Origin of the sequence: Halorubrum rarum (assembly GCF_048380895.1) — an archaeon.
GTDB lineage: Archaea > Halobacteriota > Halobacteria > Halobacteriales > Haloferacaceae > Halorubrum.
The window spans coordinates 49,593-67,309 of sequence record NZ_JBLWMN010000002.1; the positions used below are offsets into that span (position 1 = coordinate 49,593).

General features: G+C 65.9%; 17 protein-coding genes. 11 read left to right on the plus strand and 6 right to left on the minus strand.

Annotated elements, in window-relative coordinates; translation table 11 throughout:
- The first annotated feature begins 21 nt into the window (after positions 1-21).
- Both ACNSN7_RS01955 and ACNSN7_RS01960 read left to right on the plus strand, forming a co-directional pair.
- On the plus strand, positions 22-1,854 hold the full coding sequence (locus ACNSN7_RS01955) for a hypothetical protein (protein ID WP_418280270.1): 1,833 nt from the start codon (positions 22-24) through the stop codon (positions 1,852-1,854).
- Positions 1,855-1,951: 97 nt separating this feature from the next.
- Positions 1,952-3,145 (plus strand): carboxylate--amine ligase, encoded by a 1,194-nt coding sequence (locus ACNSN7_RS01960; protein WP_418280272.1) that lies wholly within the window; start codon positions 1,952-1,954, stop codon positions 3,143-3,145.
- Positions 3,146-3,206: 61 nt separating this feature from the next.
- Here the strand turns inward: ACNSN7_RS01960 and ACNSN7_RS01965 are convergent, their stop codons facing one another.
- Positions 3,207-4,355 (minus strand): glycosyltransferase family 2 protein, encoded by a 1,149-nt coding sequence (locus ACNSN7_RS01965; protein WP_418280273.1) that lies wholly within the window; start codon positions 4,353-4,355, stop codon positions 3,207-3,209.
- A gap of 191 nt (positions 4,356-4,546) precedes the next feature.
- Here ACNSN7_RS01965 and ACNSN7_RS01970 point away from each other — a divergent pair, with 191 nt between their 5' ends.
- Both ACNSN7_RS01970 and ACNSN7_RS01975 read left to right on the plus strand, forming a co-directional pair.
- On the plus strand, positions 4,547-6,658 hold the full coding sequence (locus ACNSN7_RS01970; RefSeq protein WP_418280274.1) for a hypothetical protein: 2,112 nt from the start codon (positions 4,547-4,549) through the stop codon (positions 6,656-6,658).
- Positions 6,659-6,727: 69 nt separating this feature from the next.
- A complete protein-coding gene (locus ACNSN7_RS01975) occupies positions 6,728-7,246 on the plus strand; it encodes an acyltransferase (RefSeq protein WP_418280276.1) in 519 nt (172 codons plus the stop codon).
- A 209-nt stretch (positions 7,247-7,455) separates the two neighbouring features.
- Here ACNSN7_RS01975 and ACNSN7_RS01980 read toward each other — a convergent pair whose 3' ends face one another.
- On the minus strand, positions 7,456-8,526 hold the full coding sequence (locus ACNSN7_RS01980; protein WP_418280278.1) for a Gfo/Idh/MocA family protein: 1,071 nt from the start codon (positions 8,524-8,526) through the stop codon (positions 7,456-7,458).
- Positions 8,523-9,641: a DegT/DnrJ/EryC1/StrS family aminotransferase gene (locus tag ACNSN7_RS01985; protein ID WP_418280280.1), complete on the minus strand. Its 1,119-nt coding sequence runs from the start codon at positions 9,639-9,641 to the stop codon at positions 8,523-8,525. The genes ACNSN7_RS01980 and ACNSN7_RS01985 overlap by 4 nt, the downstream gene beginning before the upstream one ends.
- 168 nt (positions 9,642-9,809) lie before the next feature.
- Between ACNSN7_RS01985 and aglF the strand changes: the two genes are divergently transcribed.
- The 3 genes from aglF (at position 9,810) to ACNSN7_RS02000 (ending at position 11,304) form a co-directional block, all read left to right on the plus strand.
- Positions 9,810-10,571 carry a UTP--glucose-1-phosphate uridylyltransferase AglF gene (gene aglF / locus ACNSN7_RS01990; protein ID WP_418280281.1) on the plus strand — a complete coding sequence of 254 codons (762 nt, stop codon included), beginning with the start codon at positions 9,810-9,812 and terminating at the stop codon, positions 10,569-10,571.
- Between the two features lie 127 nt (positions 10,572-10,698).
- Complete coding sequence (locus tag ACNSN7_RS01995) at positions 10,699-11,082, plus strand: HalOD1 output domain-containing protein (protein ID WP_418280282.1); 384 nt, start codon at positions 10,699-10,701, stop codon at positions 11,080-11,082.
- Between the two features lie 36 nt (positions 11,083-11,118).
- Positions 11,119-11,304, plus strand: coding sequence for a hypothetical protein (locus ACNSN7_RS02000; protein ID WP_418280283.1), 186 nt, complete (start codon positions 11,119-11,121; stop codon positions 11,302-11,304).
- 61 nt (positions 11,305-11,365) lie between these two features.
- Here the strand turns inward: ACNSN7_RS02000 and ACNSN7_RS02005 are convergent, their stop codons facing one another.
- Both ACNSN7_RS02005 and ACNSN7_RS02010 read right to left on the minus strand, forming a co-directional pair.
- Complete coding sequence (locus ACNSN7_RS02005; protein WP_418280284.1) at positions 11,366-11,659, minus strand: ArsR family transcriptional regulator; 294 nt, start codon at positions 11,657-11,659, stop codon at positions 11,366-11,368.
- A gap of 9 nt (positions 11,660-11,668) precedes the next feature.
- On the minus strand, positions 11,669-12,211 hold the full coding sequence (locus tag ACNSN7_RS02010) for a DUF7344 domain-containing protein (RefSeq protein ID WP_418280285.1): 543 nt from the start codon (positions 12,209-12,211) through the stop codon (positions 11,669-11,671).
- Between the two features lie 226 nt (positions 12,212-12,437).
- Between ACNSN7_RS02010 and ACNSN7_RS02015 the strand changes: the two genes are divergently transcribed.
- Positions 12,438-13,436: a DUF1616 domain-containing protein gene (locus tag ACNSN7_RS02015; protein ID WP_418280286.1), complete on the plus strand. Its 999-nt coding sequence runs from the start codon at positions 12,438-12,440 to the stop codon at positions 13,434-13,436.
- Positions 13,437-13,438: 2 nt separating this feature from the next.
- A complete protein-coding gene (locus ACNSN7_RS02020) occupies positions 13,439-14,026 on the plus strand; it encodes a metal-dependent hydrolase (protein WP_418280287.1) in 588 nt (195 codons plus the stop codon).
- A gap of 6 nt (positions 14,027-14,032) precedes the next feature.
- On the opposite strand, the gene ACNSN7_RS02025 is transcribed toward ACNSN7_RS02020, so the two are convergent.
- Positions 14,033-15,217, minus strand: coding sequence for a glycosyltransferase (locus tag ACNSN7_RS02025; protein ID WP_418280289.1), 1,185 nt, complete (start codon positions 15,215-15,217; stop codon positions 14,033-14,035).
- Between the two features lie 418 nt (positions 15,218-15,635).
- On the opposite strand from ACNSN7_RS02025, the gene ACNSN7_RS02030 reads away from it, so the two are divergent.
- Both ACNSN7_RS02030 and ACNSN7_RS02035 read left to right on the plus strand, forming a co-directional pair.
- Positions 15,636-16,721: a DegT/DnrJ/EryC1/StrS family aminotransferase gene (locus tag ACNSN7_RS02030; protein ID WP_418280290.1), complete on the plus strand. Its 1,086-nt coding sequence runs from the start codon at positions 15,636-15,638 to the stop codon at positions 16,719-16,721.
- Complete coding sequence (locus ACNSN7_RS02035; RefSeq protein WP_418280292.1) at positions 16,718-17,701, plus strand: Gfo/Idh/MocA family oxidoreductase; 984 nt, start codon at positions 16,718-16,720, stop codon at positions 17,699-17,701. Before ACNSN7_RS02030 ends, ACNSN7_RS02035 begins: the two co-directional genes overlap by 4 nt.
- Positions 17,702-17,717 lie beyond the last annotated feature (16 nt).

Genomic DNA, 17,717 nt, shown 5'->3' on the forward strand with positions numbered 1-17,717 from the left:
TCCGGGTGGCGATCACGATTCATGACGAACACTTCTGGGAAACTCGTACATAAAGCCGCACTGACCGTCGGATTTCTCTCGTTCACCGTCGCGATCGTCTCCGGGCACCTGACGCCGGCAACGGGCTATGAGATCGACATCTACCGCTCGACTCCCCTCTCGTTTTGGGTCGGCATCGGGATCGGGTTCGTCGTCGCCATCGGGACGCTGTTCGGGACCGATTCCGAGCGACTCACCGACGGCGCGGCGCTCCTTGCGGGCGGTTGTCTGCTCGCCGTGGTCGCGCTGCCGCTCGTCCGCTCGTACGCGTTCTACGGCTCCGGGGACGCGCTGACCCACCTCGGCTGGGTTCGCGAGATGCAGTCCGGTGTGATCGGGGCGGACGAGATACTGTATCCGGCGATCCATCTGATGGGTGCCGAGCTCTCCGCGCTCTCCGGGCTGGAGCTCACCACGACGCTTCAGTTCGCGCCGGCGCTGCTGTTTCCGGCGTTGTACCTGATCTCGATGCCGCTGTGTGTCGGGCTGCTTACCGGGTCGCGGTGGGCGCTCCCGGTCGGCCTCGGCGCTGCGGTGCTTCTGATCCCGATCAACAAGATCAGCGTCCACGTGCTCGCACACCCGTCGAGCCAGGCGATCCTCTTCGCACCGTTCGTCCTGTATCTGCTGTTTCTCCACCTCGGATCGAGCGGGGACGGACCGTCCCTGACGTCCGCAACCGGAGTCGCGTTCGGTCTCGCCGCGATCGGGATGGTGTTCGTCCATCCACAGGAGACGATGGCGCTCGTCTCGGTTCTCGTCGCCGTCGTGGCTGTGCAGTTGGTCATTCGGCGCTATCGATCGGACCATCCGATCGCGAACCACCGACCGATCGGAATACACACGTTCGCCGTCGGGACGCTGTTGATCGCGTGGCTGCTTCGACACGAGCGAGCGACGAGTCGATTCGAGGGCGTCGTGTCCAGTCTCGCGACGTCTGGAGCGACGACGGGCGGGGAAACGGCGGAGCGAGGGGCGTCTCTCGCCACGCTCGGCGGGAGCTTCGAGGAGCTGTTCGTGAAGCTGTTCGCCGTGTCGCTCGTCTTCTGCGTATTGGCCGGCGGACTGGTGGTACTCCACCTCTCCGGGAGGCTCGATCGGAAGCGAGTCTGGCGGAACACCGCCGTAACGTATCTGGCGTTCGGGCTGCTCCCACCGTTGGCCATTTTCACCGTGGTGTTTCTCGCCAATCAGGACGACCACTACTTCCGGTTCCACGGGTTCATCATGGCGATCGTGACGATACTGGGTGCGGTCGGGCTCGTCGCGCTCCTCGGGTGGCTCCACGACGTGAGCACGCGTCGGAACGTGTCGATCACGCGCTCGCAGGTGTTGGGCGTCGTCGTCGTCGTGTTCGTGGTACTGGTCGCCGCCCAACTGCTCGTCGTCCACCAGTCACCGTACATGTACCAGCCGAACCAGCAGGTGACGGACGCCGACTTCACCGGCCACGAGATCGCCTTCGAGCACCACGACGGGGACACGACGCTCGTCGGACTCCGACGGGGCCAGGGACGACACATCGACGCACACTTCGGGCGCGAAACCGCACGCGGACCATTGGAGTTCCCCGGCTATCGAGCCGACGATGCGGGGGTGACCGGAGAAGTGTTCAGCACGAACCTCACCACCCATTACGAGGACGATCGCTATCTGGTGATCGGCGACCGCAACGAGCAACAGGAGATCGGCCTGTACGACGAGCTCCGGTTCACGCGCGCCGGGTTCGACCGGCTCGAGACGGACCACCGGGTCAGCCGAGTCCAGGACAACGGCAGCTTCCGGCTCTATCGGATCGACGGTACGGAGTCGTAGCGGCCGTACGCGCACGGAGCGCGAGACGGGTCCCGAACGACGGTAGCCCGTCAGTATGAATTCCATAACAATACGACCGAGCGGGGGATCTATCCATATGGTACGAACCGGAACCTCCCGAAACGCCGCCGTGATCCCCGTGGGGTTCGAACCCGCAGCGTACTCGTGCGTCCGATCGCTGTCACGACGCGGCGTGGACACGATCGTCGCGTCCGAGTACGACGACACGCTGGCGGCCGCCTCGCGCTTTTGCGACGAGTTCGTCTCGATCCCGTCCCCGTACGAGGACCTCATCGCGTACCGGGACGCGCTCGTCGGGCTCGCCGCCCGCGACGATGTCGAAACGATATACCCGCTCCGAGCGCAGGACGCGTACGTGTTCACTCGGTACGCCGACGCGTTCGCGCCGTACGTCTCGCTGGTTACGCCCTCGGCGGATCTCCTCGGGACTGTGTTCGACAGAGTCGAACTCGTCGCGGCCGCCGAGGAAGCCGGCGTTCCCGCGCCGGAGACGCGCCTCCTCACCGACGTCGACGAGTGGGACCGCGACCTGATAATCAAATCGCGGTACAACCTGCTCACCGACGAGTACTGTCCGGAGTTCTCACCCCGCGACGTCGCGACGGCGAAAAGCGTCACGCACGTCGCTCCCGGCGAGGACGTCGACGTCGAGGCGTTCGAGTCGGAGATGCACCACATGCCCATCGTGCAGGAGTACGTTCCCTCCTCCGACGAGTACCTCTTCGGCGCGCTGTACGACGACGGCGAGCCGGTGACGACGTTCCAACACCGCCAGGTCCGTGGCGACTCCTACACCGGCGGCGGTGGCGTCTACCGCGAGGCGACGCGGGACCCGGAACTCGAACGAGTCGGACGGACGCTTCTCGATCACCTCGAGTTCGACGGGCTCGCCTGTATCGAGTACATGAAACACGCCGAGACCGGCGAGTACGTTCTCACGGAGATCAACCCTCGGCTATGGCAGTCGTTGCCGAGCGCGGTGCAGGCCGGTGCGGACTTCCCGGCCAGCTACTGGGAGGTGGCGACCGGCGCGCCCGTTCGGAGCGACTTCCAGTACGAGGTCGGCGTCGGAACCCACCTGCTGTACGGTGAGTTGGGCCACCTCATAAGTATCGTTCGGGACGAGTCACCGTTCGTGGACCCGCCGTCGCTCCCGCGAACGGCGTGGGAGATCGCGGCATCGTGCGTCAAGAACCCCTACTTCGACGTGCTCCGTGCGGACGACCCGAAACCGTTCGTTCAGGGACTCGTGCACGTTCTCAAGACGTAGTCGTCGACACCGCCACGGACGCTGGTGTCGACACCGCCACTACCTGCGATCGATACGTCCGCTACTGTAACGTCTCGTTGAGCGCCCGGTTGATCGTCGCGTCGACGACCATTCCACAGATCAACAGCAGAACGCCGACGACGCCGACGACTCCCCCTGTGACCGTGCGCTCGGGTCGTCCGCCGTCGGTGAGGGCGTCGTCTCCCGTTCGTCCCGCGGTCCCGCCGTCGTCGAGGGCGTCGCCCCCCGTTCGTCCCGCGGTCCCGCCGTCGTCGACGGAGACCGATTCGTCACCGGAGCCGCCCACGGCCGTTCGCAGCGACCGCAGGGACGAAGCGACGCCGACGAGGACGCCGATCGCACCGCCGACGTACAGCCCCGAGCGTGCGGCCTCGGCTCTCGTCTCCCGGCGGACGACCAGCCGCCAGAGGAACGCTCGAAGCAGCATCAGGGAGACGATCGGTACGTACGTCCGGTAGTCGATGTGGCTCTCCTCGTCGCGGTACCGAGCGGAGATGGGGACGTCGACGACGCGGAACCCGTAGGTGCTGAGCCGAACCAGCAGATCGTTACAGTAGCCGTAGAACTCGAACATCTCCTCGATCTTCGCGCCGGCGAGCGCCGCCGCGGAGATGGCTGTGTACCCGTTTTGCGGGTCGCCGATGCGCCAGTAGCCGCTGGCGATCCGCGTGAGGTACGTGAGGATCACGTTGCCGACGTATCGGTGTCCGGGCATCTCCTTCCGATCGTCGGCGCTGAGCAGCCGGTTGCCCTTGACGTAGTCCGCCTCCCCGTCGACGATCGGATCGATCACCGTCGTGAGCTCGTCGGGGTCCATCTGGCCGTCCCCGCCCATCACGGCGGTGACGCCGATACCCTCACGTCTGGCGCGGAGATACCCGGTCTTGATGGCTCCGCCGACGCCACGGTTCTCCTCGTGACGGATCGGGACGACCTGCCGGTCGAACGCCTCGGTTTCGCCGCCGTCGCTGGCGTACGTGTCGTGTTCGCGGCGCTCGGTCTCCTCCCGTGAACGGCCGTTGACGCGATCGGCTGTCGTCCGTATCTCGTCCCACGTCCCGTCGGTGGAGCAGTCGTCGACGACGTACGCTCTGTCGACGTACGCCGGAAGCGTCTCGATCACCTCGCCGACGAACCCTTCCTCGTTGTATGCCGGTACGACGACGCCGACCGTTGTCTCCTCGTACATGGGTTGTGGCCGAGCCCGGTCCGGACTCGGCGGTCGTCCGTTAGCTTCGCTCACCGTACCATTGTTATAAAGCGACTGTCGGGGGATCCCGTCCATCCGGAGCGGCGTCATGAGAGCGCGTTCCCGTTCCGCACACCTCGCCGTCGGGTAGCGTCCGTATAACAACCCCGTCGAGGCGGATCCGTACCGACATGAGCCGACCGAACGAGCCAGAATCGGCGGCAGAGACGACCTCGAACCGGTTCCGCGAGCCACCGATCGCGGTCCGCGACGGGATCGCGAGTTGGACGACGACCGTCGACCCGCCGGGCGGCATCGACGCGGACACGCTGTCGACGCTGCGAGCGGCCATGGCCGACGAGCCGCTCAGGGACGCGCTCGCGACAACGTTCTCCGGATCGGCGGCATCGGAGGGAACGGATGGAGGCGAGAGTGGAACGGAAGGAGGCGAGAGTGGAACGGATGGAACGAAGCGCTTGGGCGGGGCCCTATCCAGGTCGGCCCTGGCGGCCGAGTACGCCGCCCGCGACACGCTGTTCGTCGATCCTGCGGACGCGTGGCGGATCCCCGTCGCCGACTCGATCGGCGGCCGCTGTCTCGACGTCAACGCCGGGTTCGGCACCCGGTCGCTGCTGCTCGCCGAGCTCGCAACCACCGTCGACGCGGTCGACACCGAGCTCGCGTCCCTCTCGTTTCTCGCCGCGCGCGACGACTACGCCAGCGCGGACCGGGTGACTCCGATCCACGCGGAACCGACATCGCTTCCGGCCCCGTCGACACCGTACGACACGGTCGTCGCCGATCTGGCGGGGCGACACCGCCCGGACTCGCTGGCGGCGACGGTGGACGGCCTGACGGATCACCTCTCCCCGAGCGGCGCACTCCTGTTGCTGCTCGACGGATGGCCCCGTCTGGGTGGCGTCACGGACGCCATCGATCTCGGGGAACCGACCCGAGGAGCTCCCGACGGGCGATCGATCTCACAGGCGCTCCGGACCGGCGTCCGTGGCTACGAACGCCGTCTCTCGAGGATGGGGTTTGACGAGGTAGACCTGTACGCGTTGGTTCCCGACTCGACCGATCCCTCCTCCGTGATCCCGGTCGACGACCCCGGTGCGATCCGGCGACTGCTCGACACGGGGCTATCCGACGGGACAACAGTCCAACGGCTGATCACACTGGCCGCGAGCGGGGCGCACGGTACGGGCGTCCTCGACCGATGCTGGCCGGCGTACCTCGCCGTCTGCCACGTCGACGGGGACGCGGACGGGTCCGATCGCCACGGGATCGATCGCGACGAAATCGTTCGGCATCGGAGCGACGGTGGGTCGGCTGACGACGGTCTCGCCGTTCCCGACACGAACGGATTGGTGACCCGCGGGGGCGGTCGATCGACGGTTCTCGTCGAGGACGCCGACGGATCGCTCGCCGGCGTCACGAAGGTCCCGCACCGCCGCGCACATGCGGAGTTCACGCTCGATGAGGTCCGAACGATGCGCGAACTGCGAGAGAGCGAGCGGGACGCTCCCGACTCACAGGGGATCCTCGACGAGGCGACGTCGATCCCGGTTCCCCGGACGATCCCGGAGGGTTCGCTGACGATGACCCGGTTCGGTCCGACGTACTCGGAGACTCCTGCCCGGGGAGCACCCCTTTCGGGGGCTCTTTCGCGGGACCCCGAGCGGTTCCGTCGCGTTCTCGAGCTCGGGTTCGACTGGCTGGTGCGGCTGCAGTCGCGGTACGGAACCGAACCCGCCAACTGGTCGCCGGCGGTCGTCCGTGACGAGCTCCGGTTTCCTGAGTTCGGACTGGAGCCCCCGTCGATCGACGACCCGATACGGCTGTTCAAAACGCCGTGTCACGGGGACTTCCATCCGAAGAACGTGTTCGTCGACGGGAACGCCGACGGCGGGTCCGACGAGATCGGTCCGGTCACTGCGGTGATCGACTGGGAGCTCGGCGACACCGCGGGCAACCCGATCGCCGATCCGGGATTCTTCGTGCTCCAGACGGCGCGGCTCGTGTTCGGGGGGCTCGAGGCCGGGATCGACGCCGCGTTCACGACCCCCGGCCCGTACGCTGACGCGGTTCGAGACGTCGTCGGCGACTACTGTGACGCGGTCGGGATCGAACGCAGAGCGTTCGTCACGTGTCTTCCGGTCGTGTGGATCCACCGGCTCCGCCGCTGTGCGGCCCGCGGGGCGACTGCCAGCTACAGCGCCCGCGCGGTCCGTCGAGCGAACGACGTGCGGGTGATCCGGGACCACCAATCGGCGATCGCGACCGCGCTCGGTGTCGAATAGGTCCGGTGCCGTGGGTACGAACCGAGTATCCGGCGTATACCTTAGTTCCCGTCCGTGGCACGTCCGCGTATGGCCCGAACCAACGAACCGGCCGAGCTGCCCCGCGTCGTCGACGACTGTGAGATCGGTGCGGGAACCGAGATCGCTCCGTTCACCGTGCTCTCCGACTGCGAGTTCGGTCGAGACTGCCGCGTGTGGCGGTTCGTCAACTGCTACGGCGCGACGTTCGGTGACGACGTCATGATCGGCACCTTCGCGGAGGTGCAGTCGGACGTCGTCGTCGGCGACCGCACCCGCATCCAGTCGCACGCGTTCGTCCCGTCGCTGACGCGGATCGGCGACGACGTCTTCGTCAGCCACGGCGCGAAGTTCGTCAACGACCTGTACCCGCCGAGCGGCGATCCGGGCGCGTGGGAGCCGACGATCATCGGGGACCGCGCGTCGATCGGAACGAACGCGACGCTGCTGCCCGTCGAGATCGGCGAGAACGCGACCGTCGGTGCCGGCGCGGTCGTCGTCGACGACGTCCCTGACGACGCGATCGTCGCGGGGAACCCCGCGGAGATCGTCGGCTACCACGACGAGTGATCGGCGGGGGATCGTCGACGGTACGTCGTCAATGACGCCACGTCGACGGCGCGTCACCGATGACGCCACGTCGACGATGCGGAGCGGGGACGAAGAAGGGGGGAACGAAGAAGGGGGGACGAAGAAGGAATGCGAGGGACACGGAAGGAGCGTCAGGGGACGAACATGAGACGTCCGAAGGCGAAGAGGGAGCGTCAGCGGCGACCGAACTACTGCGGATCGTCGGGGCCGGAGCCGTCGGATTCGAGCCGTCGCGGCTCATCCGTCTCGACCGACGGTCCGGAACGGTCCGACCGGGCGACTGCGACGGTGTTTCTCGTCTCGGCAGAGCGCTTGGCGTCCTCCAGCAGTTCGACCGCCCGAGCGCCGACGCGGCCGGGCGAACGAAGCGTGGTCTCCCCTCGGCTCGCGGCGATGAACTCCTCGATCTCCGCGCGAAGCGGCTCCCGGTTCGGTGCCTCGTGGACCTGTTTCCCCTCGTCGCGGACGCTCATCGACCCGTTCCGCTCCACGACCCGGCTGTCGTACAGCTCGATCACGTTGTCCTCGAGGTAGTCGACGTACGCCGCCTTCTCCGATCCGACCACGACGAGATCGCGCCGCTTCCCGAACACCGGCACCTGCCAGGACTCGTTGATGACGCTCGTCGCGCCGTCGTACTCCATGACGACGGTTGCGGTCTCGTCTATCCCCTCGCGGACGACGTCGTCGAGCGAACAGTACACCCGCTCCGGGCGTTCGCCGAGCAGGTAGTTCGAGACGTCGACGTCGTGAACGGCGAGCGAGTACAGTGCACCGGTCGTTTCCCGCGGCGCGCGAAAGGAGAACCGGGCGGTCGAGAGGTACTTGATCCGCCCGAGCTCCCCGCGGTCGATCCGTCGCTTGAGGTCGACGAGCGCCGGGTGGTGTCTGAAGATGTGCCCGACCGCGAGCGTTCGGTCGTGCTCGTTCGCGACGTCGACGATGTCCCACGCGTCGTCGCTGTCGAGCGCCAGCGGCTTCTCGACCAGCACGTCGACGCCCGCCGTGAGCAGGTCCGTCGCGATCCGATGGTGGGTCGGCGACGGCGTCGATATCGTCGCCGCCTCGACGCCGAGCTCCGGCAGGCGCTCGTAGTCGGTCACGCCGCGGACGCCGTAGCTCGACGCGAGGTCGTCGAGCCGGTCCTCGTCGACGTCACACAGGATCACGTCGTCGATGCGCCCGTCCTCAGCCAGCTCCGTGGCGACGCGGACGTGGTTGCTTCCCCAGTATCCCGTCCCGATGACCGCGTAGTTCACCGGTAGTACTCCGTGATGGTGCGCGCGACGTACTCGACCTCGGACTCCGATATCCCCGGATGCATCGGGAGCGACACGATGCGATCGGTGAGTCGCTCGCTCCGCGGGAGGTCGACGTCGCCGACGCGCTCCTCGATCGCCGGATGCTCGTGGAGCGGCGTGTCGTAGTGGATCCCGGTGTCGATCCCGTTGTCCGCGAGGTGGTCCCGTAGGTCGTCGCGGTCGGGGACCTGTATCACGTAGAGGTGGTACACGTGGAACCCGTTTTCGGACTCGGTGGGCGTCGTCACCTCGGGGACGTCCGCGAGGCGTTCGGTGTATCGACCGGCCGCGACGTTCCGGTTCTCGTTCCACTGCTCGACGTTCGCGAGCTGGCCGAGCCCGACGGCCGCACTCGTCTCGTCGAGCCGGTAGTTGAGCCCGAGCGCGGTGTGGACGCCGTCGTCGCCGCGACCGTGGTTTCGGAACTTCCGCATCCGCTCGGCGAGCTCGGCATCGTCGGTCGTCACCATGCCGCCGTCGCCGGCGACGGTCATGTTCTTCGACGGGTAGAAGCTGAACGCGCCGGCGTCGCCCGCGGCCCCGGCTCGCTCGCCGTCGCGGCTCGCGAAGTGCGCCTGACAGGAGTCCGCCAACACGAACATGTCGTGTTCGTCCGCGACCGTATTGACGGCGTTCATGTCGGCCATCCCCCCGTAGATATGAACGGGAACGACCGCTGACGGGTTCTCGGCGGTCTCGGCGGCATCCGCGAGCGCGTCGGGGTCCATCGTGTACGTGTCGGGGTCGACGTCGACGAAGACCGGGTTGGCCCCGAGCGAGAGGACCGGGCTGGCCGTCGCGAAGAACGTGTGTCCCGGTACGAACACGTCGTCGCCCGGGCCGATCCCGGCGGCCTGAAGCGCGAGGAGGATCGCGGCGGTGCCGCTGGAGACGCCGACCGCGTGGTCGACGCCGGTCTTCTCGGCGAACCGGTCCTCGAAGCGTTCCAGAACCGGTCCTTTCACGTATCGGCCGCTTTCGAGCACGTCGACCACGTCGTCGATGGTGTCGTCGTCGACGCTGATCTCGGTGAAGTCGACGCTGGGTTCGGTTAGGTCGGCGCTGTCTGTCATCGGTCGAGACTGCGACCCGATCGGGTTTGTTATGCGTTTGGTACCGGGATATCCTGATGAAAACAGTCGCGGGCGTCGACGAGCGCGCCCCGAGTAGGAGACCGATACGGATTCGCGGTCGCGGATAAGCCGCGCATAACAAACCCCTCGTGGCCCCGGGTACCGATGATGCAAGCAGTTGTACTCGCCGCCGGCCAAGGGACCCGTCTCCGCCCGCTCACGGAGGAGAAACCGAAGGGGCTCGTCGAGGTCGACGGGCGTCCCATTCTCACGCACTGTTTCGAACAGCTCGCGGCGCTCGACGCCGAGGAGCTGATCGTCGTCGTCGGGTACCGCGCCGGCGATATCGTCGATCACTACGGCGAGGCGTTCCGTGACATCCCGATCACGTACACCAGACAGGAGGAGCAGCTCGGACTCGCGCACGCGCTCAACACCGTCGAGGAGCACGTCGACGGGGAGTTCATGCTCATGCTCGGCGACAACGTGTTCGAGGCGAACCTCGAGGACGTCGTCCGTCGTCAGCGGGAGAGCCGCGTCGACGCCGCCTTCCTCGTGGAGGAGGTTCCCTACGAGGAGGCGTCCCGCTACGGCGTCTGTGACACGAACGGCTACGGCGAGATCACCGACGTGATCGAGAAGCCCGACGACCCGCCCTCTAACCTGGTGATGACCGGCTTCTACACGTTCTCGCCCGCGATATTCCATGCGACCCAGTTGGTCGAGCCGTCCGACCGCGGCGAGTACGAACTCTCCGACGCCATCGATCTCCTCATCCAGTCCGGCAGGACCATCGACGCGATCGGACTCGACGGGTGGCGGATCGACGTCGGCTACCCCGAGGACCGAGACGAGGCGGAGCGCCGTCTCCAGGAGATCGCCGGAAACGAACCGTCGACCGAAGCCGTCCACGGAACGAACGACGACTGATGTCCGAACACACGCCGCGCGTCATCGACGCATCCGCGCGCTCGGAGTGGTTGGCTGACCAACACTCTCACGCCGCAGATGGAAAGTATATATATTGGGAGCTATCAGAAACAGACGATCGAGTCGTATGGAATGTGTATCCGATCCGACAGACCGTGAACGCGAGCGAGCGACACACCGTAACGGAGACCAGGCGAGCGACGGTGGAGGCGGCGAACCGGTCGTCCGAAGCCGAGACGAGGCGATCGGCGAGCCTGCCGTCTTCGAGTACGCGAACCACGAGCGGATCGGCGTCGCGGTCGTCGACGCGGTCTCGACGGTCGCGGGCGTGGACCCGTTACAGCTGGACACGCGCCTGTACGACGTCATCGACCCTGACGCGCTCGAACGGACCATCCGAAACGGGAACGCGGACGTCGAGATCTCGTTTCGTTTCGAGGCGTATCGAGTGTCCGTCTTCGGCGACGGCGGGATCACTGTCACCGGCCCAGCGGGAGCCGACAGGTCCTAGCGGTCGAACGAGCGGGCCACACGCGGAGGGATCGGCGTGAGCGAGTGGTTCTCCGATGAGGAACTCGACCGCATCGCCCGCTTCGCCGAATCCCCCGGCTACTCGCGGGACCCGACGATGCTCCTTCCCGAGGACGTCGCGGACGAAGACGTGACGAGCGACGACGGCGCGCCGGACGGAGACGGCGGAACGAGCGGGGAAGACGAACCGACCGAGGAGTGACCGCGAGAGTCGGCTCCTTCGCGTCGTCTCCCCAAACACACCCTTCGTGTCGTTTCTCCACTCAGACGTCTTGTGAGTCGTCGAGCAGTCCCTTGGTCGTGATCTCCGTCCATAGCGCCTCGCCGGACTCCGTGATCCCGTAGACGCGCCCCTTCCGTCGGTCCTCGGACACGAGGAGTTCGACGAGGTCGCGGTCCCGGAGGCTGGACAGCGCGTGTGAGACCGCGGCGATCTCGATGTCCTTGTCGTCCGCGATCCCGGACGGCGTCGCCGGTCCCTCCGAGAGGCGTTCCAGCACCGACACGCGGTACTGGGAGCTGATGACGAATCCGATCCGATCCCATTTATCAGTCATATTAACACCTCACTCCTCGTCGACGGGGACGAGCCCGTCGTTCCCGTGGACACGGTTGACGTACTGATAGTGCATCAGACTCAATACGACGAACACGATGAAAAAGAAGAGCCCCACGTGGACCGCGTTGATGAACGCGGGATCGATCAGCGCGATCAGCAGGTATACGGCGATCCCGAGGACGGCCACGGCCCCATACGCCAGCGCCCACGGCGGCATCTCGGGCGTGGAGTAGAAGTACGAGGCCAGCTCGTCGACGTGGTCCGTCGACGAAACCGTCCCCGCGTCGCGGTCGTACTCGATGACTCCCGCTTCCACCATCTTGGGGATATGAGTCTGATACAACGAGACGTACGTACGCTTACGTTGTTGTGCCGTCAGCTCATCGACGGGAACCCCGTTCTCCTTCGCAGCAAGCGCTCCTGCGAGATCACCGAGCTCGACCGGGTCGGACTCCTCCTGTAGCTGTCGGAGCACGAACCGTCTGCGGGCGTTGCTCAACAGGTCGAATGCGATGTCCTGGGAGAGCGTAGTGTTGTCTGTATCTGACATTCGGAGTACCGTCTTCTTTCGATCGCGATAGTTTCGGATTCCGGGTATTACTCTTTGTTATCAGGAGACTAGCGTTCGGTAGGAACCGGTTGTTCCACGGGCCGCAGAGTAATCGACCCATAACAATGTCGACGAACCGCGACGCCACACACATGCTCACGCGTTTCGTCACCCACGCCGAGCAGGTGACCATCGATCGCGTTCGTCACAGTCCGTCGAGGGAGACATGAACCCACGGTCTCGCTCCACCCACGAGAACATCGGATTCGAACGGAGGCTGCCCCTCGATCTCGTTGCGGTCGGGACGTTCCTCGTGGCCACCTACGTCGCACTGTTCCTCGAGGCAGGCGCGTTCATTCGGGTCGCAGCGAGCGTCGTCACGATCTGTTTCTTTCCGGGCTACGTCACGACGGCGGCGCTATTCCCGTTGACCGACCAATCGGAGTCGTTCCGACGGCGAGTCGAGGGAACGCGGATCACGCTCCGCGAGCGCGGCGCGCTGTCGTTCGGGCTGAGCATCGCGCTCGTCCCACTCATCGCGCTCACCGCGGGTCGGTTCTCGACGGGATTCACGACGCGCGGAACGTTCGCGATGATCGCCGGCTACGTCGCGGTCGTCGGGGTCATCGCGGCGTATCGCCGACTCCGCCTACCTATGGAGGACCGACTGTACCTTCCCGTCCACGCGTGGGGAGATGAGCTGGCCGACGGCCTCACCTCCGGATCGCGTATCAACCGCGTGCTCACGGTCGGGCTCGTCTGTAGCGTCCTGCTCGCGGGCGGTACCTTCGCGTTCGCCGCCGCCACGCCCGTCGACGGCGAGAGGTACACCGATTTCCACCTGCTCACGACGAACGACGACGGCGAGTACGTCTCGGCGGGGTATCCCGAGGAACTCACGAGAGGCGAGTCCGCCGCGCTCTCGTGGGGGATCAAGAGCTACGAGGCCGAGACGACCGAGTACACCGTGGTCTCGACGATCGAACGCGTCGCCGAGGATGACGGCCAGCTCAGGCGGATCGAGACCGCGGAGCTGGATCGGACGACGACGACCGTCGCTCCCGGCGAACACGAGATCGTCGATCACGAGATATCGCCGCCGCTCGTCGGCGAGAACCTCCGTGTGAGCTACTACCTGTATCGGGGTGATGCTCCCGGCACGCCGACGGAGGACACCGCGTACCGACACGTTCACGTCTGGGTGAACGTCACCGGGGGCGCGTAACCGTGTGGCCGTGGGAACACGCGGTTATCGGCTACCTGACGTACTCGCTTGCCGTCCATCTGTTTCGGCGGCGGTCGCCCACCGGTCCGGAGGCGGTCACCGTCGTCTCCGCCTCCGTCGCCCCCGACCTGATCGACAAGCCGCTCGCGTGGGAGTTCGGCGTGTTCCCGTCGGGATTCGGGATCGCACACTCGGTGTTCTTCGCGGTTCCAATGGCCGTTGCCGTCTTCGTGCTGGCCGCGGCCTCCGGACGCCGCGGGGTCGGAGCCGCGTTCGCGACCGGGTACCTGCTGCATCTGCCCGCCGACGTCGTCCCGCACTACGTCCTCGACGGGCGGCTCCCCGTCCACCGCCTGCTCTGGCCGGTCGCGACGACGGAGGCGTCGTACCCTGACGGGTTCTCCGGGACCTTCCGAACCTACCTCTCCGATTCGATCGCCGAACTCCTCTCCGGGCCGCCGAGCGCCTACGTGTTCGCCGTCGGCGGGGTGATGGCGTTCTGTGCGCTACTGTGGGCGTACGACGGTATGCCCGGCGTCAGGGAGCCGGCGATCTACCTCCGCGAGCACGTTCGGAGCCGGGAGCGGTGAGGTCGTTCAGTTTCGCGCCTCTCGAAACGCCGATTCCAGTTTCTCCGCTTCGTCCGCGACGTTGAACTCGGTGACGACTTTCCGCCGGGCGCGGGTGGCGTACTCCGCCCAGGACGAATCGGTTCGGAGCAGTTCTACCAGTGCCTGGGCCGTCGATTCCGGCGATCGTGGTTGGGTCAGTATACCGTTTCGCCGATGATCGACGAGTTCCGGGATCCCCGAAACGGTCGTGGATACCGGCGGCGTCTTCATCGCCATTGCTTCCATCAGGGCGACGGGAATGCCGTCCCGATTCCCCGATCGTCCGACTACGCAAGGGAGGAGAAAGCAACGAGCTTCGTCGAGTTCGGTGATCAACCGCCGGTCGCTAACCTCATTGAGAAACGTGACGTTGTCCTCGATCCCCAACCGATCGACGCTTCGGACGAGCTCCGGTTTCAGCTCGCCGGACCCGATGATGTGATATTCGAGTTCGGGTATCTGCTCGGCCGCGATCCGTACCGCTTCAAGGGCATACGATAGCCCTTTGATCTCCACGAGTCGAGAGGTAGTCAACACCCTGTTTTCGACCGTCTTCTCCGTCGGTGAGAACTTCTCGGGTCTGATACCTGCTCGGACGACGTCGATCGGGGTGTCCTGGGTGAACTGGCTACGGATGTGTGCTTCGTTGTATTCGGAGATGGTGATAACGCGATCGGCACTCCCGAGTAAGCGACTCGTGTATCCCCCTACCGGTTGCTTGTAGAGGTCCGCGGCGTGTGCCGTGATCGTGAACGGGACGTTGTACCGGTCTGCAGCGTATCTCGCAGGGAACTTCGAGGCGTACGCGAAGTGAGAGTGAACGTGGTCCGGCTCCCACTCGATCGAGTCGACGAACTCGATACAGTGCTTTGCCCGGAAGAGGTTCGCGGCATGCTGTCTCAGCGACGGATAGTAGAGCATGTCGATCAGGACGCGGAAGTGTACTGCGTTCGTCGAGAAGAGCTCGGTGAGCTCCGAGTACGTCGGACGAGGAACGTAGCGTATCGGCACGTCCAGTTCCTCGAACTCCTCGTGTACGACCCGGTCCTCGGGATTCTCCAGGGCGCACACGGCGACGTTGTGGCCGTTCCGTTCCAGCTCGTAGATCTCATTGAGAACGAAACTCTCCGAGAGCTTTGGAAAATAGCTGAGAAAATAGACGATGTTCATGCGTCTTCGATCACTGTACGTCCGTTACCCTCTCGAACGTGTCGTACGGCGAGACACGGATATGAACCTCCCTCGGGCGGACGAGACGGACGCCGTGTTTCCCCTGCCGATAGATGACCGACTGACGTCGTCATTTTGGATCGGTCGCTGGTGACTCGTGGGACTCGTTCGACAGGTTCTCGAACGGAAAGCGATCGCGTCCGCACACGTAATATTCCATGACTGTGTCGGTCTCTCTCACACACAATGTAATATTGGTATTAACCGAATAGATGACTGTTACCGCGGACAACGGACTACTTAACAATGGACGTGCCGACTCGCTCCCATCGTACGCACCGGACACGACCATGTTCACCCGAACCTTATCGGACGACCGCGAACGGATCGCTCATGACACCTCCAGTCGGGTCTCACGATGACCGTCGGAATGGCCGACCCACGGATCGGCGTGCCCGAACTGGACCGCCTCGTCGACACCGCCATCAGCGGTCGGATCGCGGACGGTCCCGAGGTCCGCGCGTTCGAGTCCGCGTTCGCGGACTACTGTGACGCCCGCCACGGCGTCGCGACGTCGAACGGAACGACGGCGCTGCACGCCGCGTTACAAGGACTGGCGATCGGTCCCGGAGACCGCGTCGTCACGACCCCCTTCTCGTTCGTCGCGACCGCGAACGCGGTTCGGCTCTGCGGTGCCACGCCCGTGTTTGCCGACGTCGACCCGACGACCTTGAATCTCGATCCGGACGCCGTTCGAGCGGCCGTGACGGACCACGACGGCGACGTCGACGCGATCATCGCCGTTCATCTGTACGGGTTACCGGCAGCAATGAACGAGCTGCGGGCGATCGCCGACGAGTACGACGTCGCGCTCGTCGAGGACGCCGCACAGGCGCACGGCGCGACCCTCGACGGTCGACCGGTCGGGTCGCTCGGCGACGTGGCCTGTTTCTCGTTTTACCCGACGAAGAACATGACGACCGGTGAGGGCGGCATGGTCCTCACTGACGACGCCGAGCTCGCCGACCGCGTCGGGCGGTTCGTCAACCACGGTCGCACGGGATCGTACGAGCACAGCGAGGTCGGTCACAACTTCCGGCTCACCAGCCTCGGGGCGGGACTCGGACGGGCACAGCTGGATCGCCTTCCGGATTTCGTCGATATCCGACGACGGAACGCCGCCCGGTACGACGAGGCGCTCGCGGCGCAGCCCGCGGTGACCGCACCGCCCGATCCGCCGAACGCCGGGCACGCGTATCACCAGTACACCGTCCGAACCGAGCACCGCGACGACCTACGGGATCACCTCGCGGACAACGGGATCGACACCGGGGTCTACTACCCGACGCCGATCCACCGGCAGCCGGCGTACGCCGACGTCGAGGCGTCCGCGCCGGTCGCCGAGCGCGCGGCCGAAACGGTGCTGTCCGTTCCGGTGCATCCGTCGCTCGACCGGAGCGAGGTCGATGCCGTCGCGGACGCGCTGGAGGTGTACAGCCCATGACCGTCCCCGTCGGCGTCCTCGGCGTCGGAAGCATGGGTCGACACCACGCCCGCGTGTACGCGGAGTCGGCGGACGCCGACCTCGTCGGCGTGAGCGACGTCGACGAGGAGAGCGCCGCCGACGTCGCGGCGGCGTACGGAACGCGGGCGATGTCGACCGAGGAGCTGCTCGACGCCGTGGAGGCGGTTTCCGTCGCCGTTCCCAGCCGCTATCACCTGCCGGTCGCGCTGGAGGCACTGGAGGCGGGAGTACACGCGCTCGTCGAGAAGCCGCTCGCGACGACGACGGCGGACGCCGAGGAGCTCGTCGCGGCGGCGAACGCAGCCGGCGTGGTCCTCCAGGTGGGACATATCGAGCGGTTCAACCCCGCGGTTCGCACGCTGAGCGAGTTCGTCGACGACCTCGATCTCATCGCAGTGGACGCGCGCCGGCTCGGTCCGCCGGTCGACGGCGGACGCGACGTCGGCGACGGGGTCGTCCTCGATCTGATGATCCACGATATCGACGTGATCCGGTCGCTTGTCGGATCGCCGGTGGTCGACGTGAGCGCGGCCGGCAGTCCCGACGACCAGTACGTCGCGGCGACGCTCGGGTTCGAGAACGACGTCGTCGGATCGCTCACCGCGAGCCGAGTCACGCAACGAAAGGTGCGGGAACTGACATTGACGGCCAGGGACTGTCAGGTAACGGTCGATTACATCGACCGCTCGATCCGGATCCACCGCCGCACTCGTCCGGAGTTCCTCGTGAGCGACGGCGACCTCCGATACCGGAGCGAGCAGGTCGTCGAACGCCCCACCGTGGACAACGGGGAACCCTTAAAAAAGGAGCTCGGCGCGTTCCTCGATGCGGTTCGGAACGGAACCGACCCCGTCGTGAGCGGACGGGACGGCGTGAAGGCCCTCGCGCTCGCCCATCGCGTGCGGGCAGCGCTGCGGCCGTCCACGAAGCGGTACGACGGGATCGACGCGATCCAGTGAGTTCCGAGGGATCGAC